18 protein-coding genes are annotated in these 24,012 nt (G+C 34.8%); 2 read left to right on the top strand and 16 right to left on the bottom strand.

Annotated elements, in window-relative coordinates:
* Nucleotides 1-69 precede the first annotated feature (69 nt).
* On the top strand, nucleotides 70-1,641 hold the full coding sequence (porX, locus tag VB798_RS19420; RefSeq protein ID WP_323688896.1) for a T9SS response regulator signal transducer PorX: 1,572 nt from the start codon (nucleotides 70-72) through the stop codon (nucleotides 1,639-1,641).
* A 123-nt stretch (nucleotides 1,642-1,764) separates the two neighbouring features.
* Here porX and VB798_RS19415 read toward each other — a convergent pair whose 3' ends face one another.
* From VB798_RS19415 to VB798_RS19350, 14 genes are all read right to left on the bottom strand, one after another.
* A complete protein-coding gene (locus tag VB798_RS19415; RefSeq protein WP_323688895.1) occupies nucleotides 1,765-3,237 on the bottom strand; it encodes a Gfo/Idh/MocA family protein in 1,473 nt (490 codons plus the stop codon).
* Between the two features lie 86 nt (nucleotides 3,238-3,323).
* Nucleotides 3,324-4,199, bottom strand: coding sequence for a hypothetical protein (locus VB798_RS19410; protein WP_323688894.1), 876 nt, complete (start codon nucleotides 4,197-4,199; stop codon nucleotides 3,324-3,326).
* Between the two features lie 47 nt (nucleotides 4,200-4,246).
* Nucleotides 4,247-4,552, bottom strand: coding sequence for a DUF4286 family protein (locus tag VB798_RS19405; RefSeq protein WP_323688893.1), 306 nt, complete (start codon nucleotides 4,550-4,552; stop codon nucleotides 4,247-4,249).
* Between the two features lie 182 nt (nucleotides 4,553-4,734).
* Nucleotides 4,735-5,457, bottom strand: a complete 723-nt coding sequence (gene gldF / locus VB798_RS19400) for a gliding motility-associated ABC transporter permease subunit GldF (RefSeq protein WP_323688892.1) — start codon at nucleotides 5,455-5,457, stop codon at nucleotides 4,735-4,737.
* 65 nt (nucleotides 5,458-5,522) lie between these two features.
* Nucleotides 5,523-6,056, bottom strand: a complete 534-nt coding sequence (locus tag VB798_RS19395; protein ID WP_323688891.1) for a DUF4199 domain-containing protein — start codon at nucleotides 6,054-6,056, stop codon at nucleotides 5,523-5,525.
* Between the two features lie 3 nt (nucleotides 6,057-6,059).
* The gene (locus tag VB798_RS19390) at nucleotides 6,060-6,611 is read right to left on the bottom strand and encodes a DUF4199 domain-containing protein (protein ID WP_323688890.1); all 552 of its coding nucleotides are present in this window, start codon (nucleotides 6,609-6,611) and stop codon (nucleotides 6,060-6,062) included.
* Between the two features lie 150 nt (nucleotides 6,612-6,761).
* On the bottom strand, nucleotides 6,762-8,030 hold the full coding sequence (locus VB798_RS19385; protein ID WP_323688889.1) for a dihydroorotase: 1,269 nt from the start codon (nucleotides 8,028-8,030) through the stop codon (nucleotides 6,762-6,764).
* Between the two features lie 107 nt (nucleotides 8,031-8,137).
* Nucleotides 8,138-8,518, bottom strand: a complete 381-nt coding sequence (gene gcvH / locus VB798_RS19380) for a glycine cleavage system protein GcvH (protein ID WP_323688888.1) — start codon at nucleotides 8,516-8,518, stop codon at nucleotides 8,138-8,140.
* Nucleotides 8,519-8,612: 94 nt separating this feature from the next.
* On the bottom strand, nucleotides 8,613-15,875 hold the full coding sequence (gene sov / locus VB798_RS19375; RefSeq protein ID WP_323688887.1) for a T9SS outer membrane translocon Sov/SprA: 7,263 nt from the start codon (nucleotides 15,873-15,875) through the stop codon (nucleotides 8,613-8,615).
* A gap of 264 nt (nucleotides 15,876-16,139) precedes the next feature.
* Nucleotides 16,140-16,733, bottom strand: a complete 594-nt coding sequence (gene ruvA / locus VB798_RS19370) for a Holliday junction branch migration protein RuvA (protein ID WP_323688886.1) — start codon at nucleotides 16,731-16,733, stop codon at nucleotides 16,140-16,142.
* 155 nt (nucleotides 16,734-16,888) lie between these two features.
* Nucleotides 16,889-18,430, bottom strand: a complete 1,542-nt coding sequence (locus VB798_RS19365; RefSeq protein WP_323688885.1) for a lytic transglycosylase domain-containing protein — start codon at nucleotides 18,428-18,430, stop codon at nucleotides 16,889-16,891.
* Nucleotides 18,431-18,736: 306 nt separating this feature from the next.
* Nucleotides 18,737-20,155: an Asp-tRNA(Asn)/Glu-tRNA(Gln) amidotransferase subunit GatA gene (gene gatA / locus VB798_RS19360; RefSeq protein ID WP_323688884.1), complete on the bottom strand. Its 1,419-nt coding sequence runs from the start codon at nucleotides 20,153-20,155 to the stop codon at nucleotides 18,737-18,739.
* A gap of 164 nt (nucleotides 20,156-20,319) precedes the next feature.
* The gene (locus VB798_RS19355) at nucleotides 20,320-20,529 is read right to left on the bottom strand and encodes a Sec-independent protein translocase subunit TatA/TatB (protein WP_323688883.1); all 210 of its coding nucleotides are present in this window, start codon (nucleotides 20,527-20,529) and stop codon (nucleotides 20,320-20,322) included.
* Nucleotides 20,530-20,637: 108 nt separating this feature from the next.
* Entirely contained in the window at nucleotides 20,638-21,072 is a 435-nt protein-coding gene (locus VB798_RS19350; RefSeq protein ID WP_323688882.1) for a YkvA family protein, read from the bottom strand.
* 193 nt (nucleotides 21,073-21,265) lie between these two features.
* On the opposite strand from VB798_RS19350, the gene mdh reads away from it, so the two are divergent.
* Entirely contained in the window at nucleotides 21,266-22,204 is a 939-nt protein-coding gene (gene mdh / locus VB798_RS19345) for a malate dehydrogenase (protein WP_323688881.1), read from the top strand.
* Nucleotides 22,205-22,257: 53 nt separating this feature from the next.
* Here the strand turns inward: mdh and VB798_RS19340 are convergent, their stop codons facing one another.
* Together VB798_RS19340 and VB798_RS19335 are read right to left on the bottom strand one after the other, a co-directional pair.
* Nucleotides 22,258-22,683, bottom strand: coding sequence for a hypothetical protein (locus tag VB798_RS19340; RefSeq protein ID WP_323688880.1), 426 nt, complete (start codon nucleotides 22,681-22,683; stop codon nucleotides 22,258-22,260).
* Nucleotides 22,684-22,766: 83 nt separating this feature from the next.
* Nucleotides 22,767-24,008 (bottom strand): ABC transporter permease, encoded by a 1,242-nt coding sequence (locus VB798_RS19335; RefSeq protein ID WP_323688879.1) that lies wholly within the window; start codon nucleotides 24,006-24,008, stop codon nucleotides 22,767-22,769.
* Nucleotides 24,009-24,012: the final 4 nt, after the last annotated feature.

Here is a 24,012-nt window from a genome sequence, read left to right as displayed (position 1 = left end):
TAAAACGCTGTATTTTCCATTTTAAGTGAACAGTACTGAAATCAGTACTTGAAAACAATCCATTTTATTATGCAATATTCAATTCTGTGGGCTGACGATGAAATCGATTTGCTTAAGCCATATATTATGTTTTTGACCCAAAAAGGATACGATGTTACACCTGTAAATTCTGGTGCGGATGCTTTAGAGGAAGTAGAAAAAAAGAAATTTGATGTAGTTTTTTTGGATGAAAATATGCCCGGTATGACGGGGCTAGAAGTACTTCCTAAAATCAAACAATTGAAGCCTAATTTACCAGTTGTGATGATTACCAAATCGGAAGAAGAGGATATTATGGAGGAGGCAATCGGTTCAAAAATTGCTGATTATTTAATTAAGCCGTTGAATCCCAATCAGATACTTCTTTCTGTAAAGAAAATATTAGATAAGAAAAGATTAGAAGAAGAAAAAACAAATCTTTCATATCAGCAAGAGTTCCGTCAATTAGCGATGCGCTATCAAGATAAGATGGATCATGCAGAATGGGCCGATGTGTATAAAAAATTACTTTTCTGGGAATTGGAAATCGATAGAACTGAAAACAAGTCGATGGCAGAAGTAATGAATATGCAGAAGTCTGAAGCAAATGCTAACTTCTCAAGATTTATCACTGAAAATTATGAGAATTGGTTGAACGAACCAAAAGGGAATAATCCAGTTTTATCGCATCAATTGATGAGAAAAAAAGTATTTCCTTTACTCAGAGAAGATTCTCCGCTTTTCTTTGTTTTGATTGATAACTTGCGCTTTGACCAATGGAAAGTTTTAGAAGGTTTGATTCAAGATTATTTTTCAGTTGAAGAAGAATCAACTTATTATTCTATTTTACCAACTACCACAGCTTATGCTAGAAATTCAATTTTCTCAGGTTTGATGCCTTCTGAAATTGAAAAACAATATCCAAAACATTGGGTGCAGGATATTGGTGATAGCGAAGACGAAGAAGGATTTAACCAACATGAAGAGTTTTTCTTTCAAGAACAAATTCGTAAAAGTAGAATGCCTTTTCCTGTAAAATCTTCTTACCATAAAGTTATTCATAATAATCAAGGGAAAAGTTTGGTAGAGAATTTCTCGAAATTGTCACAAAATCATCTTAATGTGGTGGTGTATAACTTTGTGGATATGCTTTCTCATGCTAGAACAGACATGGCAATGATTAAAGAATTAGCGCCAGATGAATCAGGTTATAGAAGCTTAACGGCTAGTTGGTTTACACACTCGCCTTTGTTTGATTTACTGAAAAAGATTTCAGATAAAAAAGGAAGATTAATTATCACAACCGACCACGGAATGATTCGTGTACAGAATCCAGTGAAAATTGTAGGCGACCGTTCAGTGAATACCAATTTGCGTTACAAACAAGGAAGGAATTTAAATTGGGACGAGGAAAACCATTTATTGGTTTGTAGAAAACCAGAACGTTTTTTCTTACCTAAAGTAAACGTTTCGACTACTTATGTTTTCACGAAAGAAGATTACTTCTTTGCGTATCCAAACAATTACAATCATTATGTCAGCCATTATAGAAATACTTTTCAGCATGGTGGGATTTCGTTAGAAGAATGTATTATTCCATTTGTGTATTTAACGGCGAAATAATTTATAAATATTGAGTAATTCCTGCATTTAGAAATCACAAAAGCGGTCGAAAATTAGTTTTTCGACCGCTTTTGTGATTTTAAAATGCTGGGTAACTCATATTTTAATTAAAAGTTGAGGAAACTACAAATCTGCAACTTTCCAGCCTTGACGATATTCACGACCAACGAATTGGTTTGCGTCATCAAAATTGGTGATTTTCATATCGCCACCATTCCAGATTAATTTATTTCTTCCGTAGAAATCAAAATTACCTCTTTCATTCTTTTTGCGAAGCATATAACTACGAATTGCCAAATTACCCATTAAAACAGTTTCGGTAAGTGGACCAGAATAATCGAAAGATGAAGTCAAGCCTTTATGTGCTTTACTGTCATAACCAGCTTTACAAGCTTCTGTCCAACTAATTTGATGACCGTATTCAGGTAAAGATTTTACCTCGTTTGCTGGTGCTTTTGGCATTTCAATTCTTTCACCTGAATTCAAGTAAATTTTAGGGTCATTTCCATACATACCAATAGTCATGATGCCTTTGGTTCCCGTCAAAATAATCCCATTTGCTCCGCCATCGTTACTGATTGCTTCATTGGCTGGAATTAAATCTGGGTGCATTGGTCTGATTCCACCATCCATCCAAATCATTTTCATGGGTGATTTATTCTTTTTAGTAGCAGGGAATTTAATCTCGACGTGTGATGATGGCGGACAACCTTCAGGAATATATTCAGGCGTCCAATCTTTGATAAATACTGCACCAACACTACATTCTACTTCCGTTGGATAACCTAAACCTAAAATTCTAAAAGCAGAGTCAATTGTATGGCAACCAATATCACCCAAAGCACCAGTACCAAAATTCCACCAACCACGCCATTTGAATGGGTGATAAAGCGGATGATAATCTACCCATTGAGCTGGCCCAACCCAAGTATCCCAATCTTTAGGAGCCATCGACTCTACCAAAGGTGGTTTATCTGTAGGAACAGGAATTCCCTGAGGCCAAACTGGGCGATTTGTCCAGATATTTACGGTATGCACATTTCCGATTTTTCCTTCTTCAAACCATTTAATCGCAACGTTTTGTGCAGGGTTTGAAGAACCCTGATTTCCCATTTGAGTAACAACTTTGTATTTTCTAGCCGCATTTGTTAGCAATCTTGCTTCAGCGATATTATGTGTCAATGGTTTTTGCACATATACATGTTTTCCCATTTGCATACATTGCATAGCTGCATAAGCATGGAAATGGTCGGGAGTAGAAATCGTTACGGCATCAATGTCCGAACGCATTTCATCTAACATTACTCTGAAATCACGGTATTTTTTGGCATTGGGGAATTTGTCAAAAGCAGTTTTAGCTCTTGCGAAATCTACATCGCAGAGAGCAACTACATTAGAAGCTCCATTATTATAAGCATTGATAATATCTGAAGTCCCTTTACCACCAGCACCAATGGCTGCGATATTGAGCTTATCGCTTGGAGCAATAAAACCTTTTCCGAGTACATGGCGAGGTACAATAAAAAAACTACCCAAAGCCAATGAACTCGTTTTGAGGAAATCCCGTCTTGAGTTTTGTTGTTTAGAATCTGACATAATTAAATTGGATTTTGTTTGAGAATAATGCCACAAATTAGCTTTATTATCCCAAACAATTATCCTGATTTAACGATAAAATAGTATTATTTACTCAGTTTTAAATGGTAAGAAATAACAGGAAGCAAATAGGGGGTATTATCAAAATCAGAAAAGCCAGTAGGAAGTATAACACTCAAATCAAAAGCATGTTTTTGCCTATCAAAACGTAATCCCCCCGAAAGTAAAAAACCATCTTCTACGCTTAATCCATTTCCAACAGCGAAGAAATTTTCAGTAAAAAAAGTAAGATTTGAAGATACTTTCTTCATGTAGCCAACAGAAAGCCCGAAGCCACCATTTACACCTTCTGTAAAAAATATAGGACTTACATTGAAAAAGTTTTCCTTTTTACCGAAGCTAAAAGATGGAATAATGATAGAAGTGCTTCCAATGTTTCTTCCGCCAATGTGATTCCCTGTAACAGAGAAGTTAAATTTTTCTTTAGCTATGATATTTAGTTTTGCTTTTAGCGAATAAAATTGTGTCGGAACAATAGTCAAAAAGCCAAATCCTATACTAAATCTATCGCCCATAGCTGCGGCGAACTCACTATAATAGAATAAAGTGTTATGATATTCAATCGCTTCTTTTTCCATGGCAAAACCAGTCGGAGCAACAATCAGTCGATTTACAAAACGGTTAGGATAATAAGGTTTATCGCTTGTAGGTTTGTTTTTGTCGTATAATTCAACACTTAGAATTTGAGTAACATCAACGGTTACTAAACCCAAATTTTCGGTTTGAATTTTACTTTGAACAGTATTTTGTTCGATAATTCTGCCTAATAATTGTGTGCCATCTTTCAAACGAATGATGTAAATGTTAGTCTTGTTTTTTGTGGAATCAGCTTTGTAATAATCTTGTGCACTTACAGTAAAACAGGCTGAAAGAAGGATCAATAAGAGTAAAAGTTTTTTCATCGTCGGTTGTAGTTAAATAGAAGAGATTTGAATTTTAAGCGTACTAACTATGAAATATCTTGTAGTAAACTTGGAAAGAAAACGTATTTTCCTCGATAACGTTTATCTACAGCATCATTCAAATCGTCTAAATAATCATTTTCAAAAACTTCGAACCCTTCGATACTGTCGAAAAAATATTGGAATGAATAAGTAACGCCACCGTTATCAATTTCCGTTAATAGCTTCAAAATTTTAAAGCTTTTCGGAAAACCAGTCATCATTACATTTGGAACGTGCGTATTTCGCATCCAATCCAAAAAATCCTCTTCTGAATTGACATCGATATTATATGTGATATTGTGAAATAACATAAAGTTGAATAATTGTGAATGAGTAATTTAGTGAGTTGTGGTTTTGTCCTTTTAGGATAATTATATCAAATAATTCACTCATAAAAGCTTATATCTTGAAATCCTGTAGTCCTCAAATCTTGACTCTAAAATCTTTCTTCTTGTGTCCTCAAATCCTAAAGTCTTCAAGTCCTAAAAAGGACTTATCTAATCGTCGATAATTTCAATTTAGTCCCCCAAAGTGCTAAGAAAATGACCGAAATAAAATAAATAACATTTCTGGAATCAATCAAACCTCTTCCAAGTGCATCATATTGATAATCTAAACCAAATTGAGCAAAAACATAGGCAAAGTCACCCAAGAAAGACAATTGTGCTAATTGCCCGATTCCATAGTAAAGAATCAAACAAATGGTAAATGCTAAAATAAAAGCTGTTACTTGGTTGTCTGTCAAAGAAGAAGTAAATATACCAATTGCTGCAAAAACACAAGCCAAAAAGAAAAGTCCTAAATATGAACTCAGTACTGCGGCAGAATCAATATTTCCTTGCGGATTTCCTAGTTGATAAACCGAATAATAATATAAAGTAGTGGGTAAAAGTGCTAGAAAAACCAGATAACAACTTGCAAAGTATTTTCCTAAAATGATTTGCCAAGTTGAAAGTGGTTTGGTGAAAAGTAATTCAATCGTACCAAATTTTACTTCTTCTGCAAAAGCCCGCATCGTAGTAGCAGGAATCAAAAACAAGAAAATAAAAGGAGCAATCTGAAAGAATGAAGATAAATCGGCAAAGCCATAATCAAGAATATTATCTTTAAAAAACCATACGAACAATCCTGTTGCGGTAAAAAAAACACCGATAACGATATAACCAACAATTGAACTTAGGAAAGTATTTACTTCTTTTTTGAAGATTTGATACATGGTAATTTTAAATTTGATAATGTATTGTACGCTCTGCTATCAATAACTCTACAGCTTAGGAAAGATTATTCAAAAATTGATTTTTCTTTTTTAAGAATGGCAGAAATCACCAAAGAAACGATTAAACCACCTATAAATCCAACTATAACATTAATAATAAATAAAAAACTAGGGTCAGTTAAATAAGCAATCATTTTTTCATTCAGTTCCATCTGTGCATCCGTAGCACCTTGTTCCTCCATTCTTTGTCTCATTACATTGGCTTGTTTTACCATATCTGAATTATCAATGTATTTCACATAAATAATATTGAAACCCCCAGATACAACACCCCAAATAGTACCAGAAAGTAAACCAATTCCTAAACCTTCACTGTAGCTCATATAGCCATTGTTTTGACTCTTGTAGTCGTTCATGGCTAATACTTGTATCAAACAAGTGAAAGCAAAAGAGATTAAAGATAAAAAGAAAACTATGGATGTGTTTTCACTGTTTTTAATGCCTAAAAGTTGTGTAGCGACAGATAAAATAATTGAGATAATTCCTGCAATAAGTCCCCATTTTAAGGCAATTCTGGTAGTTGTAGTTTGGCTTTCCATTGTTTAAGGTTTTTTTATGTATTGATATTGTCTTCTAAAATACAAAGAAATCATAATAGAAACTAAGACACCCAATGGAGTTTTTCCTTTTAAGCCAATTATTTCATCGATAGCGATGTCTTTTGGGGATAAGATTTTAAAAGCTTCAACAATTGTATTAAAAGATGCAATGCCCATTTCTTTAACGTAACCGTTTTTTACGGCTGGAACATTTAGCATATCAATTGTCTGCTTGATATAATCTGCCAAAATAGTATTTCCACTAGCACTTAACCAAAAGTATAAACCCAAAGCACTGACACAAGCTCCGAAAATATTGGTCAGATTGGCTACGGCAAATCCTTCCCAAAAATGAAGTGTTTCATCAGGATTACTCTTGCGGTAATTTTTTACAGCCAAAACCATCATCAAAATGCTGAAAAACATTGAAGGTGCTTTTTTGCCATCCAAAGGAATTTGCCCTAAATTATTAATCAACAGACAGTACGCCAAAGTAAGTAGCCCAGCAATAAAACCGTATATGATAATTGTTTTTGTAAACGATTTGTTAAACATTTTTGTGTTGGTAAAATGATGATTTAGCTTTGAGAAGTGAGCTATAAGCTTTTTTGTATGTCAAGAAAATCATTGCCAAACAAACTTGTTATAAAAGCCATTAACTTTTAATTGTATAAAAACTCAAAGCTTACAGCTCAAGGCTCATAGCTAAATAATTACTCTTATCGCTTTTCCTCTTAATGTTTTGCCGATAAAAGGAGAGTTTTTAGAAGCAGAAATGATTTTTTTCTCACGATAAACCCATTCTTCATCTTCAGAGAAAACTGTCAAATTAGCTTTTTCTCCAACTGCAATGCTTGGAATAGGAAGTTGGAGTATTTTGCGAGGATTCACGGTGATTTTTTCAATCAATTCTTCTAGCGAAATTTTTTCGTTATAAGTATTGATAGCTGCGAAAAGGGTTTCTAAACCAATTACACCAAATTCAGCCATGTCGAATTCTAATTTTTTAGATTCTTCGTCTTGCGGATTATGGTCAGAAGCGATGGCGTCAATTGTACCATCTTCTAAACCTTCCCAAAGTGCATCAAGGTCTTCTTGTGTACGGAAAGGGGGATTTACTTTGAAATTGGTATTGAAGTCAGCCAAATCATTTTCGGTAAAGCAAAGCTGATGGGCATAAACATCACAAGTAATTGGCAAGCCAATGTCTTTACCCATTCTGATTAAATTGACAGATTCAGCAGAAGATATTCCAGAGAAATGTAAAATACTTTTATCAACAGGCAATTCTGTAAAAGGCGTATTCAAAACATATTCCAATAGTTTTAAATCACGCATTAGCATAATTTCTTCTGCCATTTGTGGCATTCCTTTCATGCCTAAAAACGTACTCATAATACCATCGTGCATTTGTCCGAAATGAGTAAGATTACTGTCTTCGGGACGATTGATAAGTACTCCGCCAAATTGTGAAAGGTATTGTAATGTTTTTAAGAAAATATCTGGATTTTGGATTGGATGTTCACCATCTGTAAAAGCTACTGCACCCGCTTGGTGAAGGTCAATCATTTCAGTGAAATCTTTTCCTTCGCATTTTAACGTAACTGCCGCCATTGGGTGAAACTTAATTTTTTCACCAGCTCTTTTCAAATAATTGACACTCTCACGTGATTGAACAACAGGCTTGGTATTAGGCAATAAAGCAATTTCTGAAAAACCACCAGCTAAGGCTGCTGCTTCCATCGATTGAAAACTCTCTTTGTATTCGTTGCCAGGTTCTTTTGGATGAACTCGCAAATCGAACCAACCAATTGATACACAAATATTTTTACCTTCAATGATTTCATCAGCTTCTAAATTGATGTCATTTTCAATGTGAAGAATGTTACCATTTTCGACAAAAATATCTTTCACCTGACCGTTGAGGTCGCTGTTTTTACTAACTATTTTAACGGAACGAATAAGAGTTTTCATATTTATGTTTTACCACAGATTGAAAAAAAGAGATTGTTTTGATCTTGGGCTTTTTGTATCAAAAAAAAGCCCTGATTGTCAGGGCTTTATAAAGTATCTGTTTTGGATTAATGTCCAACGTGTTCTTTGTAAGTATCTGCATCCATCAAAGCTTCAACATCAGCGATGTTAGCAACCTTCATTTTAATCATCCAACCTTCACCAAAAGGGTCAGAATTTACTAATTCAGGCGCATTAACTAAAGCCTCGTTTACTTCTAAAATTTCACCAGCGATTGGTAAAAATAAATCAGAAACAGTTTTAACGGCTTCTACTGAACCAAAAATTTCGTCTTGTGCTAAGGTTTGTCCTGCTGTTTCAATTTCTACATATACAATATCACCTAATTCACTTTGTGCAAAATCTGTGATGCCTACGGTAGCAATATCACCTTCTAATTTTACCCATTCGTGTTCTTTTGTATAACGAAGCTCTGCTGGAAAATTCATCTCTGTCGGTTTTTTGTTGATTTTTGAATTGGGGCGCAAGTTAAATTAAAATTAGTAAAGTTCAAAAAGCTTCCGAATCAATCTTGTTGATGATTTATTCGGATAAACTGAATCTTACTTGGAAACCTGCCGCAATTGTTGAACGATAATAAGAGTTTGAAACAAACGGATTATTAAACATTTTATCAAAGTAAACATTCACACTCAGCCTTTTATTGACATTATAACTTGCTTGTGGACGGAACTGGAAATTCATAAATCCTTGAGTAACTACAGTTTCGGCATCTAGTTTTCTTTGGATGGTTCTTGTATCACGAATGGTTAAATTGGCACTAAATTTCAAATCGTTTGGCAGTCTTACTCTTCGTCCATTTACTCTGAAAGGTACAAGCATATTGGCTCTGGTAAAGCCCATTCCAACTGTTAAATCTTTATTTGAAAGTTCATTTACTTGTGAATTTGCCAAGTTTAACCCTACGTTTCTATCTTGATTATATTCAATTTTTAAAGAAATTTTACTTTTGGTGATGGCATTAAAACCAATGAATGGCGCAAAGCGCTCTTCAAATTTTATCGTACTCATCACAAAAACTGGAATCAAAGTGCCATCCGAATTTACTTTAGAGGAAAGCGGATACATCAAATTATTCAAGTTCAATTGGAATGGGTCGGTATATTCTAAAGACGACACAAAATTTCCCACACTATAGGTTGATGTATAAGCATGACTGATTGAAATGTTAGAGAACGTTCTTTTAAACCAACCAATATTGGCTAAACCATTGTAATCAACTCGCCAGTTTGGAAGAGGTAAATTCACAAAAGGGGAGAAGCTTACTTTGTTGGGAGAAACACCACTGTATGCAGCAAAAAATGCAGGAATCAACACATCTTGAGAATTAACATTGTATTCGCCAGAACCTGCTTTTTGTGCATTTAAACGGTTTAAAATAATTTGTCGGTAACTTCTAAAACGGTTGAAAATTACTGAATTATCATCTGGAGAATTACTGTCGAATGTTGTTAAGAATGATAAAAATGACATGCTGTAATTCCCTGAACGAACTGGACTTTGACTTTGATATTCACCACCAACGGTGGCTGGTCTGAAAAATTCCTGATAATTATCCGATCTACTCCATTTCCCTTCCAACTGAATTTTAAAATCTCTGAAAGGTTCTAAAGCACTTCTATAAGTTAAGTTTTGTGTTCTTGTTTGTAAAAAAGGTACATTTTGCACAGTACTTTTGGTAAGCCAACCATTTTCAGCCGCTCTGAAACGAATATCGCCATCTTGGCTACCCGTAATAAAACCAATACCCGGCGCAGAACTTTGATTGTTCATTCCTAATAATCCTGGATTTGGCATGAAACCAGCCAAAGTAGTTGATTCGTCGATGTTATAATTGATGTTAATACCACGAATCGTCATTAATAAACGAGTAATACTTTTTAGAATATTCGCTTGTGGTTTTACAATATCTTCATCATCACCGGGGCTTCTAGCAATATTTTTACGCTCAATTCTTGGCTGATTTGCTATGCGTAAAGCACGTACTCTGTTATAAAGTGCTACTAAATCTATCTTGCCAGTAATGCCTCTGTTTCTGGTATTTTTAATGATATTTCCAAAAGGTAAATCTAAAGAATCTTTGATGTTGTATGAATTGGCAGCATAAGTATAACCGAATTTATGGTTATAATCGGCAGTCATCCAATCTGTCAACGGCGATTTATTCAAAGGCAAACGCCAAACAGTATTCATCTGTTGGTCATAATTTTTTGTTCTACCGAATCGTCTTAAATTGGCTGCAACCGAATCTCTGTCTTTCTGTGTTTCCAAACCTCCATAAGGCTCATCAATAATAGCGTTGGCAGTAGCATTATAATTTACAGTAACATTTTTAGTTAAATTCCAGCCTAAATTATAGTAACGATTAAACAACCAATATTTTTCAAAAAGTGGCGCAACGCCATCAGTTGTCAATGTCGGAATTCCACTGCTTCCAGATTGTGTTACTTCGGCATTTCGTAATTGTGTTTTTACAAAACTTCTATCCATATCTGCTCTGAAAGTAATAGAATTTGGCAAAGGAGACAGGTTGAAATCTTTTACCCAGCGTAATAAAGGATGATTACTTTTCATGCCTTTAAAAGGTTCAATCGACTTTGGGTTTCCAGTAAAAGTATAAGTAAGTCCACCACGATGTGAGGTTTGTCTGTACTCATCAATCGTTGTATTACTTCTTTTTAATTCTGCAAAAGCATAAGTGAAAGTCAGGTTTTCAACATCCCAAGCATGAGATTTTGCCGTAGGATTTGTCTTGACTTTTCTGATATTGGTTAGGTTCAAGCCTTTTCGTTCAGAATTATCTTGCACCATTCTTTTGTATCTTTCACGTTCTACAGGGTCAGTAATGGTGGCGAGTGTGCTATCCAATAAAATATCTGGGTCGAGCGGATTGAAAGTTGGACTTACATTTCTTCTGTCATAACTCACATACAAAGGAATTTTCAAACCCCATTTTTCAGGCAAAAGTTTATCGACATTGATATTAGCTGCAATGCCATATTCAACCGTTGTTTCTCTGGCACGTTCAGAAATTTTAGATTGTACTCCGCCAAAACCATAATTTTTGAACGAACCATTCATGGTTACATTGGCGAAATCTGCCAATTTTAAACCTAATTTTCCGATAGCTGCTTGTCCAGAAGTTTGGTCGAAACCAGACGCTCTTAATTCATCTACCCAAATACAAAATGTTTTTGCTTGTTCATCTGCTGATTTTGGATTTCGCACGCCAATCATTGTGGTAAGAATGGCACTTTGATCTGGACGACCTACGACCGTCACAAAATAAGTATGTCCATTATTACCAATTACTTCTTTACGATATGGGCTATTCAAACTAATTCCTAATCTGTCTCTTTCAGTTTTTACACTTTTAATAATGGCGAATGGAATATCAATTTCGTTTTCTTCTCGCCAAACTTCTTCTGAAGTAACCGAACTTGCATAACGAGTTTGCTTTAAACCTTTGGTTTCAATTTCGTAATAATTGTCTGTTAAATCAGTACCAATTCTGATGAAGGCAGATACTTTATCTTCCACATCATTATTTGGACTGTCCATGTGAACAAACATTCTTAAGTTTTTGTAATTGATAAAATCAAACAAAGTATTTTTGAAACCTGCTCTTGAATCACCATCTCTTAAACCGTCAACGCATAAACTCAAAGACTGTTCATTCAATTGAGAATTACTAATAGTGGTAATATCTCTGTCACGAACAAAGCCCGGAGGAACTGCGTAAGGAACAGTATTTGCGCCTTTATTCGCTGGTCCGTTTTCTTCAATATTTACGGTTGTAATTCTAAAGTTAGCGTCATAAGGTTCTGGAACATCCTGTAAACCTCTTGGTGTAAGTTCGCCTGTATATTTACGATATTGGAAACCAGAAAGCTGGAAAGCGGCAAAACGGAACACAACGGGTTGTTCCCAACCTGTTAGGAAAGTACGGATAAATCTCATTGATTTAAAGCCATTTACATTTCCCACTTTTGAAGTATAATCTTTAATTGGAATTCTGAATAAAAACCAATCTACGCCATTTTCTGTGATTTTATCAACAATGTAATTCTGACCAACCACCATTTTTTCTTGCTTAATATCAAGTTCATATTGGTAATAAGCTTGGTTGTCGTTTACGGTATTATCGTTATTCAAATCCTCACGGTCTGGTTGCTGATTACTTGATTCTGTATAACCAGAATTGGTATTGGCAGTTGCGGCAGTGGTAGGAGAGTTGTTTTCAAGACCCATGTAATTTTTGTAACGCAAAATTACACTTGAAGTATTGTTATACTTTTCGTTCAAATAATGTACGAAGTCATCACCAGCAGGGTCAGTTTCAAATTCCAACAAAGCTGTTTGGTCAGTTACTTTGGTACGAACTTCGTTGAGATAAGTACTGAAAAAACGTTGTTCGTCAAATTCATCTGTTGAAGCAGAGGCTCTATTTGGTAAACCATCCAAACCAATATCTTGTAAACTTCTATCACTATTATTTGAAAATGCGTTCGTTACGAATTGCTGTTTTGGTGCTAAACCCCAAACGGTTCTTTCCACATTGGCAGAAGTACCAGTAATGATTTTCTCACCTGCTGGAATCCCATTTTCAAAGTTTGAGAAACCATCTGGAATCACATCTTCAGAAATATCTCCTAAGTTGAAAATCAACTTTCCTCCCGTTTGGTTACGTCTTTGGCTATTTTGGCGGTCAAGTTCTAAATCACCACTGGCTCTTACAACACCTGTTTCTCCATCGACTAATGGATTCATCATCCAGAATTCAAGCGTTTCGATATTGGCATTATCGAAATCTGTGTCGGAAGTAATGGCACGAGTAATGGCTCCAAAGTTTTGAGTTGGATTATTTAGAAAACCTCTGTCTGTCAGACTGGTCGAAAAGTTATAAATACCTCTTTCTGAAGGGAAATAGGCTACATCAAGTACGCCCAAAGGAATACCAGTAATGTTATTAGCTAACTGACGATTTGGAAATAAACTTGTAATCGAAACAGCTCTTTCATAGGCATATTTTCCCGACTCTTCTGCATTTAAGCCTGGTACGTTGATGTTTGAACCATTGTTCCCATACAAACTAAAATCTGCAATATAAGCTGAAATTTTTGCTCTTTTGAAACCACTTTCTAAACTATTGGGAGAACCTTGTGGGAACATCAAAGGAGTTGCACCGGGTTTCCAAGCAGTTGCTTGGTTGCTCAAGCTAAATACATTTCTGGCTACTTCAAAATCATCAATAAAAGCATTTCCTTGTACGTCATTATTAACAGATGGAATCAATTGAGCAAATTCGCCTTGAAAATCAATGCCAGAAATTTCTTTGGTTGAAATCAAAGGCAAAGCATCGACCAGTTTTGTCAAGAATTTTGAAGGACGTTGAATGGCAGCGTCAAAACCGAAAATGGTATTGTTTACAGGTTCATTTCCGATTTGTACTCTTGTTAAAAAGTTCGGCGGGCTTTCCTTCATGTGTTGGATAGTAGCACCTAAATGGAAGTTTTGTCCAACAGTATAATCCAAATGTGTTCCTAAAAGTGTTCTAATTTGATTATTGAACAAATCAGGTTTTTCGTAACAAATTTTAATTTCACGTCCTGAATTTGAAACACCAACATTTAAAATTCTTACTCTTCCAGATTGTGGCTCAACGATATAATCTGTTCCAGCTGCTAAAGGCACACCACCTGCTGATACTTGTACAGATTTTGCATCAACACCAATTGGCAAAGAAACATCGCCACCTCCAGAGGATTGATAACTTCCTTTCAAGAAAAATTTATCTTTACTTGTTAACTGTGCTGCATCTGTTTGAGTACTTCTATAAAGTTTATCAAATACGTATTTGTCAACTAATTGTACTTCATCAACATCAAATTGCTTTTGCAAGGTTGAACCGAAAGGCTCTAACACTGGAAAAATCACTTTGGCATTTTTACTATCAATTGTTACACCTTCTACAAAGTCAAAATTCCCATCAACTTGAGCATCGCCATTTTGGTTGAGTTTATCAAGTCCCAGTACTCTAATTAAGGGAATGTCTTTTAGTTTTCTACCTTCTTGTAAATTCGGATTATCAACACCTGTTTGGTCGTCTTTATAAACTACTCTTAATTGAAAAGCTTGTTTTGATAATTGTTGTGTATTAAGCGAATACACGTTTTTCATCATCAAGTCCCACATCGGATGCTCCAAATTATTACGAACTGTTGATGATTTCAACATTTTTAAAATCAATACTTTATCATCAGCTTGGTCTTGATAATCTTCGGTCAATTCACCAACTTGATGTCTTTGTCCATTTAAAGTATATTCATAAGAAACCGCCAAAATTTCATCATTACGCAATGGCGTAATTAATGAAATATATCCTAGTTCTGGACTGAATTTATACTCTCTATCCGACAAACGTTTTGCTCCACGAAGTAAATCAAAGTCAGTTCCTTTCGATAAACCAAATTCGTTTTGCAATCTGAATGTAGCTTGGTCGGCTTTTCTTACTTCAGCATCGGCTCTGGTGGCAGCATACAAACCGTTGTTAGCATTGTCAACTGGCGTTTGCGTACTTCCATTAAAAGGCTGAATGTATTTACTTGTTTTGTTATAAGGATTAGCTTCGCCTAAATCAGAAAAAGCTACTAAATTTCTCAGTGTTTCAGGGCTTTGCGTTCTGTTAGTAACATATACTTCTACACGAGTAATGGTGATACCCGAAGTAATAATTGGAAGATTTTTTAAAGAACGTTCGTAATTATTTCTGAAAAAAGTAGAAAGGAAGAAATGTCTGTTTTCATCATAAGCACTTGCTTTGATTTCAAAGTTTTTACCTTGGCTTCCACCTCTGAGTGTGATACAATCTTGTTTTGAACGTTGCTGAGCCAAAACGGTTGTCACATCCAAATTGCCAAAACGCATTAAAGTTTTTAAACCAAAAAGATTTTGTACTCCCGGAATAAGCTGACTATTTAATTGCCAAGAAGTATTTCCAACTTCTATATTTTGTAAAATGTCTTCTTCGTTAGTTCTCCAGTTTAATTTAAGTTGATTCTGAAAATTGAAACTTGCTTTGGTATCGAAATTGGTATTGATGTTTAATTTATCGCCAATTTTTCCTTGAAAATTTATCTGAGCTTGTTCTGTAAAATTAAGATTTCCGATATATCGTTGTTGAACTGGAATCGCTGGATTATCAATGAATTGCCCGATATAACCTATGTCAAGTAAAATATTTCCATTGGGCTTAAAATCAACTTGTGCGCCTCCGAAAATACGGTCGATAGCAGGAGGGAGTTCTATTTTTGGTAATAACCCTCGCCCTTTGGTATCGTCTTTGCCATCTTGTGCGGCAGCGTATTTCCGCCAATAATCTCGCATAAAACGATTTTCTTGTAGCGTAGAATAATCTTTAATGCTGATTTGTTCGGCTGGGCGATATTGAGTATTGTCTGAAAGTCCTCTGATTTTTTCGTAAACAGAAATTTTTCCAGATGAATCTAACCTAAATTCAGTATTTAATTCCTTAGAATCTTTGGGGCTAAAAGGAGAAGTTGCCGTTTTATTCGTGAAACGGTTAGCGTAACGGTCTTTTAATTTATAACGAGGACGCCTCCCAGATTTTTTTAGAGTATCCGCTAAGTAAGAAGAAAATATAGCTCTTGCGTTTTTATTTGTCAGTTGATAAGCGGTGCCTCGCATCGGTGAAACCCATGCAAGAGAAGCAAAAACAGACAATATTAACCCTCCAGAAAGTAAGTAAAACTTTTTTCGTTGCACAGTTAAGTAGCTTGATGTTCAAATACCTAAGTATTTTAATTGATGTGGTATTTTTTAAGAATAATTTGTCAATGAATAAACGAAATGTTTTTCGTTTAAATTTTTCTTAAAACAACATTAAATTTTTAATAGAGAAGTACAGCAATAGCATCTATTTTAGAGGAATAAAAGCTTCTTGCTGAACTTCAAACGAGAAATAGCCACTCAATATTTTTAAATAATATTATTTTTTGAAGTATTAAGTGTTTGCACACATGCTTAAAGTTATCGTAAAGCCATTTTAATTAATTGTTCTACGGTAATTTCAGTTCCTTCTTTCTTCAAAATTGCATCGATACTTTTCTCTGCCACATTTTTAGGAATACCTAAAGTAACCAAGGCGGCTAATGCTTCGTTTCTTACTTTGTTGTTTTGTGTTGGGAAAATTGAAGGTGAAGAAGAACCTAACATTTGCTCTTTTCTAAGCTTATCTTTCAATTCGATAATCGCTCTTTGTGCTGTTTTTGCACCAATACCTTTGATACTTTGTATGGTTTTTACGTCTTCATTCATTAAAGCATGACGAATTTCTGCCGAAGACATTGATGAAAGCATGACCAAAGCGGTATTCGGACCAATCCCAGAAACACTTACTAAATCTAAGAAAAGTAATTTTTCTTCTTGCTCTTTAAACCCATATAAAATATGAGCATCCTCTCGAATATTTAAGTAAGTGAAAAGTTTACAACGCTCGGTTCCGTCTTGTAAAGCAGCGTAAGTTTGCAGCGAAATCTTAATTTCATAACCAACACCATTTACATCAATAATAACGTAAGCAGGGTCTTTATAAGTTAATTTACCGTCAATGTAGGCGATCATTTAATGTGTTGAATTATTGGAAAAAGAGCTACAACAATCAATTTTGTTGTGCTTCAATTGCCTTTATGAATAGAATTGATAGCTTCAAAAATACGCAAAAGTCCGCATAACTCAAATGTCATGCGGACTTTTAAATATCTTGTCTCTTGGAATTATTATGAAACTCTTAGTTTCATCCCTGCTTTTACAACATTGTTTTTAATTCCATTTAATTTTTTCAATTTGTCGATTGAAATTCCTCCGTAACGTTGAGAAATATTCCATAGTGTATCGCCATCTTGAACATTATGAAAACGTACTTTGCCTTTGCTTACATTTTCTTTTTCTTTCTGGTTTGAGCGAGCATATTTTACTGTTGTCGAAACCGCAGATTCTTTGAAAATGATTAGTTTTTGACCCGGTTGGATTGTCGTATTAGCAAGATGATTCCAGTGTTTGATGTCGTACACATCTACATCAAAATGCTCAGCGATTTGATGTAAATTGTCTTTCTTCTTTACGACGTAAGTCGTTTTCTTAGGCTTTTTATTAATCACAACATCTTCCATATCATCTTCCACAATTTCTCTTGTGAAAACAGTTCTGGTTTCGTTAGGAATCGAAGCTAAAGTTTGTTGGAAAGTATTTGTGGTATCCTCGTTTTTGTTACTTGCCAAAACTACGCCCGGAGTCTGCATTACTTTCTCAATCAAAGTTGAAGGAATTTTGGTAGCAGAATCAAGTATTGACTGACGGTTTTCTCTAAAAAAAGCCATTTCACTTTTCGGCAATTTTAATTGAAAATTACGAGTACGAGCAGGCAAAATATGCGTTAAAATTTGCGGATTTAATTTTTGAATTTCTTCTAAATTAATGTTACTCAAGGTCGCAAATTTATCTAAATCAATATAAGTATTTAAAACAATTGTATCATGAGGAATTGCTGTTTCAATATTTTCAGCATAAATATCGTGCGAATCAGCGTGATGCATCATATAAAGAATCCCGATATATTGAGGTACATAAGCTCTGGTTTCACGGGGTAAACAATTGTAGATAGACCAAAAAGTTTGTCCGCCATTACATTTACGAATTGCTCTACGGACATTACCAGGTCCAGTATTATAAGCAGCTAACACCAAATGCCAATCACCAAAAATATTATATAATTGACGCATGTATTTACAAGCGGCTTCTGTTGCTTTTTCTGGATCAAAACGTTCATCAATGTACTCATCCATTTTCAAACCAAAGTCTAATTTGGCAGTTTTAGGCATAAATTGCCAAAGTCCGCCAGCACCAGCTCTTGAAATAACTTTTGGATTTAATCCTGATTCGATTAATGATAAATATTTTAATTCATCTGGAAGACCGTATTTTTTTAGGTATTTTTCATAAAGGGGGAAAAACACACCTTTGCGTTCAAGCATCGTTTTTGTGAACGATGGTTTGCGGTAAGCAAAGTATTCTACAAATTGATGAGTGACAGTATTATAAGTAAGAGGAATCTCTTTTTGTAAAGCTCCTAAACGTGGTTCAACCGTTTTTGGGTCAATTAGCCAAGTAGGTTCTGGCGTCACGACTTGTTGAATAGTTACCGTAGCGGTATCAGTGGTAGCAGTTTGCTGTTCCGAACCTGCTGTTATTTGGGCATTTGTAAATGTGCTTACTGAAAGTAAACAACCAATACAGAATGTTCTAAAAGTGGCGAGTGTCATACGGTAAGGATTAGTCTATCTTTAAAAAAGGGTTAACACAAAAAAATACAATTACAAAGCTAAATATTTTTAACTAAAAAAACGAATGATTTATTGTGTTTATGAAAGAATGTATTGTCTTATTGTAAGAAAGGAGCGATGTCCTTTTTTATAAAATAAATATTTATATCATCGACACAATCTATAACTTGTTCAAGATTATTCAAAAAAAAAGTATCGCTTATCCTTATTTATAAAGGTTTATAAGCGATACATTTTTATAATGATAAATAAATCAGCGGGTTAAGTTTTGAAGACAGATTTGCGTTAAGCAATTAATTTTGCAAAAGTTAACAATTCGGCTTCCTCAAAAGCCCCTGCCATGATTTGAAAACCGATTGGCATTCCATCATTATCTACGCCATTAGGAATAGAAATCGCAGGTAAACCCACCACATTTGCTTGAACAGTGAACAAATCGCCCAAGTACATTTGAATAGGGTCAGCTGTTTTTTCTCCTAATTTATAGGCAGTTGTTGGCGTGGTTGGACAAACCAAAAAGTCGTATTCAGTTAATAAATTATCAGTAAATTCTTTGATTAATCTTCTGATTTTTTGTGCTTTCGTATAATACGCATCGTAATAACTTGCACTTAAAACGAAAGTGCCAAGCATAATTCTTTTACGAGTTTCTTTCCCAAAACCTTCAAACCTAGATTTTTTATAAAGAGAAATTAAATCTGTCGCTTCAGCACTTCTATGTCCGTAACGAACGCCATCAAATCTTGATAAATTAGAGCTTGCTTCGGCTGTTGTAAGCGTATAATAAGTTGGCAAGAAGTACTTAATCAATGGAAAGTCCACCGCTTCAACTTCATGTCCTTGTGCTTTTAAATACGCTAATTTGGCTAAAGTTGCAGCTTTTACTTCTGGTTGTAAACCTTCACTTTCTACTGCCTCTTTTAAATAACCAATTTTATATGTTTTCTTTTCTGTTTGAAAAGCTGTGTATGAAGGTACATTTTCGTTGGAAACCGTACTATCTTGTTCATCTTTTCCAGCAATTATTTCTAACAAAATAGCAGCATCTTCAACTGATTTTGTGATTGGCCCGATGCAGTCGAACGAAGAAGCGTATGCAATCAAACCCCAACGAGAAACTCTTGTATAAGTAGGCTTTAAGCCAACCAAGCCACAAAAGCCCGCAGGCATTCTCACAGAACCACCAGTATCAGTACCAAGTGAAGCCAAACACATATCTGCTTGAACAGCTACGGCAGAACCTCCAGAAGAACCACCAGCTACACGGTTTTCACCTACAGCATTTAAACATGGTCCAAAAGCAGAGTTCTCATTAGTAGAACCCATTCCAAATTCATCACAATTTTGTCTGCCAATAATAATGGCATCTTCATCTATTACTCTTTGAACAGCGGTTGCTGTAAATTGAGATTCAAAACCATCTAAAATTCTACTTCCAGCTTGTGAAGTATGGTCTTTATAGCAAAGTAAATCTTTGATGCCCAAAACCATTCCTGCTAATTTCTTGGCTGTTCCTGCTTTGATTTTGGTATCAATTTCATCGGCTTTTTCCAAGGCTTCTTGGTCAAAAACAGATAAAAAGGCGTTTAATGTGTTGTTCTTCTCCTCAATATTTTTCAAATAGAACTCTACTAACTGGCGACAGGTAATGTTACCAGCATAAAGGTCTGCTTGGATATCTTTTAAGGTTGAATATACTTTCATGAATGATTTTAAATTTAGTGTAATTGCAATAGCTTATCTGAAAAGAACACTATCGAACTGTAATTTTTTGAGAAGTATTCAAAAAACTAATCTATTAACAAAACAAAAGCATAGTTGAGAGAAGAAAATTATCTCAACTATGCTTTTGCTAAAATACTTTAATACTATTTTGTATTTGTATCGTCTTCTAAGCCCTTAGTAATCTGTTCCGTAACGTCCTTTTGTGCTTCTTTGAATTCTTTGATGCCTTTGCCCAAGCCTTTCATTAATTCTGGTAATTTTTTACCACCGAAAAATAACAACACAGCTAAACCAACCAAAATTAATTCTGGACCGCCCATGTTGAAAATTAGATAAATTGAAGTCAGTATCATGTCCTTAGTTATTAAATATTTGCGTAAAGATAAGCAATGATTTTAGATTTTAGATTTTACGATTTAGTTTTTCTTTGTACATAAAAGCATACAGAGCCTTGCAAAGCATTATTCTGTAATTAATTCTCCTTTTTCCCAAGCAATAAAATTATCAATATCAGTTTTTAAGGAAGTAAATAACCACATTACTAAAGCCAAATCATCAGACAAACCCACTAAAGGTAAAAAATCAGGAATTAAATCAATTGGTGAAATAAAATAAATCAGTCCAGCAATTACTTTTAAGATGGTTGCCCAAGGAATAATTCTATATTGACCTGTTGCATAAGCTTTCACCATTCTACTTAACGTTGTAATTCTTTCTGCCAGTACTTGACCAATACCTTTATTTTCGTTTTTAGCAATATCTTTAGCTTTAATGAGTGCCTCTCTTAATAATTCAAGGACAGCCAAGCCAGTACCTGCATATTTTCCGGCCTTTTTGGTAGCAGTTTTAAAAAAAACAGATTTCAGAATTCTGCCAACTAAGTCTTCATTATTCATAATTTATGGGATTAATTTTAAAACTTCGATGAATGAACATATCCTTAAAACTTAGCAAATATACAATTTACCAAACTTTTACTAAGAATTCTACAAAAAATACTTGTAATAAACCGTTAGTGAATAAGCAAATGGTTTACATTTGCGTAAGATTTTGAACGTATTTACTAAAACAATTAATTTACAATCGATTATGTCAAAAATAACTGTAGTAGGTGCAGGAGCAGTGGGTGCAACCACAGCTGATAACATTGCCCGAAAAGAATTAGCCTCTGAAGTAGTATTACTTGACATCAAGGAAGGCTTTGCAGAAGGTAAAGCACTAGATATGTTTCAAACGGCTGCAATTTTAGGCTGGGATACTAAATTAACGGGGGTAACAAACGATTATTCAAAAACGGCTAATTCAGATGTCGTTGTGATTACTTCGGGTCTTCCACGTAAACCGGGGATGACACGTGAAGAACTAATAGGAGTAAATGCAGGAATTGTAAAATCGGTAGTTGATAATATTCTAAAATATTCTCCAGATGCTATTTTTGTAATTGTGTCTAATCCGATGGATACCATGACTTACTTGGCATTGAAAGCTTCTGGATTACCTAAAAACCGTATTATTGGTATGGGTGGTGCTTTAGATTCAGCTCGTTTTAAATGCTATTTATCTTTAGCGATGAATGTTTCTCCAAACGATTTACATGGCTCAGTAATTGGTGGACATGGTGATACAACGATGATTCCTTTAACTCGCTTAGCTACTTGGAACGGAACACCTGTTACTGATTATTTAGACGAAGCTACTTTAACGAAAGTTGCTGCCGATACAATGGTTGGTGGTGCTACTTTAACGGGCTTATTAGGTACTTCGGCTTGGTATGCACCAGGTGCAGCAAGTTTATCAGTTGTTGAGTCAATCATTCGTGATGAAAAACGTGTAATTCCTTGTTCTGTTTTCCTAGAAGGAGAGTATGGACAATCAGATATTTGTTTGGGTGTTCCAGTAGTATTAGGAAAAACTGGATGGGAAAAAATCATTGATTATAAATTAAATGATGCTGAACAGGCTTTATTTGCTAAATCAGCAGATGCTGTTCGTAACATGAACAATGTATTATCAACATTGAATCTGTAATCAATAATTATAGCTCAATAAAATAGAGAATAGCCTCAAAACTATTCTCTATTTTATTTTAGAGGAGCTTCTTCTACCTCAGTAACAAAATACTCAGTATCGCCCATCCAAGAAAATTTCATGTAACGTTGTTCATAATGTACTTTGATACGTCTTCCTGTTAACATCGCATCTTCTAATTTTTGAATCACAGCTGGGTCGTCGGAATCTACTGTAAAAGCCCAAAGTCGATTCACCATATTTCCCATTTGTCCTTGAGCACCTTCATTCAATTCTCCTTCATAAGTTTTAAACAGCACTCCTTTTTTAGAGAATTTAGAAATTACTCCAGCCCTATCTCCAACAGAATAAGCCACTTTTGTCATTAAAAAACTAAACATTAACACAAGAACTCCAAGTGTTATCACACCAATGAATAATCGTCTGATAAAAATCATTGTTACTTGTTTTGCTGAATTTATTTGGTCGTTGAAAGCCATAATGAAATTGTTTAGATGTACAAAAAAAAGAATTGAATATATACAAAGATATTCAATTCTTTCATTTTTGATATATGTTATTGTTACTTTGAACGAATAGCTGTTACAGGGTCTAGTCTTGCAGCCACCCAAGCAGGAACAATGCCTGATAATACGCCAATAAATGTTGCAGTAAGCAAGCCAAACATCACATTACCAACAGTAAGTACTAATTTGAGAGAACCAAAGTCAATAAAAGACATCATCCAGACTAAAAATATTCCAACTGCACCACCTATTAAACTTAGGAAAACGGCTTCAAACAAAAACTGGAATAATATAAAGTAATTTTTTGCCCCTAATGATTTTTGAATGCCAATAATATTTGTTCGTTCTTTTACAGAAACAAACATGATATTTGCAATTCCAAAACCACCTACTAATAAAGAGAAAAGTGCAATAATTCCGCCACCAACATTCATACTTGCGAAGATTGATTCAAAGAATTTTACAGCACCATCAAGTCGATTGATTGAAAAATTATTGTCTTGTGTAGGTTTCAAACCTCTTCTACTTCTCATCAATCCTGTTACTTCGCCTTCCAAAGTTTCTTGTCCTTTATCCCAATCATAAGCTTTTACAGCGATGTCAGGTTCAGGCTGGTCTTTTTGAAACAAACTAGCATAAGTAGTGTAAGGAATAAATGCTTGATCATCTGGTGAGCCTCCCAAACTAATCAAATCTTCTCCTTTTTTCTTCATCATGGCAATTACTTTGAATTTGATGCCATTTATTTTAATCGTTTCACCAATGACATCACCTCGGTTTGGAAAAAGAGCTTCTTTGACAGAAGCTCCTAAAATTACCACGAAGGCCGAATTGTCGGTTTCATTACTTAAGAAATATCTTCCGCTTTCTACGAGTACATCTGAAATTTTGTTATAATCTTGACTTACACCCATAAGCCTAGTTTCCATACTATTATTCTCGTTTTTTAGAGTAGTTTGTCTGCCATCAATGATAGAAATTGCTTGAGAATTTTCAAGATTGTCAGATAAATACTTGAATTCATTGTACTTCATAGTTGGTCGATTGATGTATTTCCACCAAGGATAATTATTGCTCATTACCCAAGGCCATTTGCCCACATAAACAACTCCTTTACCAAATGAGTCGATTTGTTCACGAATTCCCATGTTCATCGAATCAACAAAAGTAAAAACAGCAACAATCGAAAAAATACCGATAGTTACGCCCAGAAGCGATAAAACAGTACGTAATAAATTAGTTCGAAGGGCTTGCCATGCGAAACGAATACTTTCAAGTAGTTGTCTGAGGAATTTCATACAA

The sequence above is a fragment of the Arcicella lustrica genome (assembly GCF_034930985.1).
GTDB classification, from domain to species: Bacteria; Bacteroidota; Bacteroidia; order Cytophagales; family Spirosomataceae; genus Arcicella; species Arcicella lustrica.
Note: the sequence above shows the minus strand (reverse complement) of the source record. Positions and strands in the feature narration are given on the sequence as shown.

Excerpts from the sequence above, each read along its gene's own strand:
- VB798_RS19415 (WP_323688895.1), bottom strand. The coding sequence starts at position 3,237 with ATGTCAGATTCTAAACAACAAAACTCAAGACGGGATTTCCTCAAAACG.
- porX (WP_323688896.1), top strand. The coding sequence starts at position 70 with ATGCAATATTCAATTCTGTGGGCTGACGATGAAATCGATTTGCTTAAG.
- gldF (WP_323688892.1), bottom strand. The coding sequence starts at position 5,457 with ATGTATCAAATCTTCAAAAAAGAAGTAAATACTTTCCTAAGTTCAATT.
- mdh (WP_323688881.1), top strand. The coding sequence starts at position 21,266 with ATGTCAAAAATAACTGTAGTAGGTGCAGGAGCAGTGGGTGCAACCACA.
- VB798_RS19405 (WP_323688893.1), bottom strand. The coding sequence starts at position 4,552 with ATGTTATTTCACAATATCACATATAATATCGATGTCAATTCAGAAGAG.
- VB798_RS19390 (WP_323688890.1), bottom strand. The coding sequence starts at position 6,611 with ATGTTTAACAAATCGTTTACAAAAACAATTATCATATACGGTTTTATT.
- VB798_RS19355 (WP_323688883.1), bottom strand. The coding sequence starts at position 20,529 with ATGATACTGACTTCAATTTATCTAATTTTCAACATGGGCGGTCCAGAA.
- VB798_RS19350 (WP_323688882.1), bottom strand. The coding sequence starts at position 21,072 with ATGAATAATGAAGACTTAGTTGGCAGAATTCTGAAATCTGTTTTTTTT.
- VB798_RS19385 (WP_323688889.1), bottom strand. The coding sequence starts at position 8,030 with ATGAAAACTCTTATTCGTTCCGTTAAAATAGTTAGTAAAAACAGCGAC.
- ruvA (WP_323688886.1), bottom strand. The coding sequence starts at position 16,733 with ATGATCGCCTACATTGACGGTAAATTAACTTATAAAGACCCTGCTTAC.
- VB798_RS19410 (WP_323688894.1), bottom strand. The coding sequence starts at position 4,199 with ATGAAAAAACTTTTACTCTTATTGATCCTTCTTTCAGCCTGTTTTACT.
- gcvH (WP_323688888.1), bottom strand. The coding sequence starts at position 8,518 with ATGAATTTTCCAGCAGAGCTTCGTTATACAAAAGAACACGAATGGGTA.
- VB798_RS19365 (WP_323688885.1), bottom strand. The coding sequence starts at position 18,430 with ATGACACTCGCCACTTTTAGAACATTCTGTATTGGTTGTTTACTTTCA.
- VB798_RS19335 (WP_323688879.1), bottom strand. The coding sequence starts at position 24,008 with ATGAAATTCCTCAGACAACTACTTGAAAGTATTCGTTTCGCATGGCAA.
- VB798_RS19340 (WP_323688880.1), bottom strand. The coding sequence starts at position 22,683 with ATGGCTTTCAACGACCAAATAAATTCAGCAAAACAAGTAACAATGATT.
- gatA (WP_323688884.1), bottom strand. The coding sequence starts at position 20,155 with ATGAAAGTATATTCAACCTTAAAAGATATCCAAGCAGACCTTTATGCT.
- VB798_RS19395 (WP_323688891.1), bottom strand. The coding sequence starts at position 6,056 with ATGGAAAGCCAAACTACAACTACCAGAATTGCCTTAAAATGGGGACTT.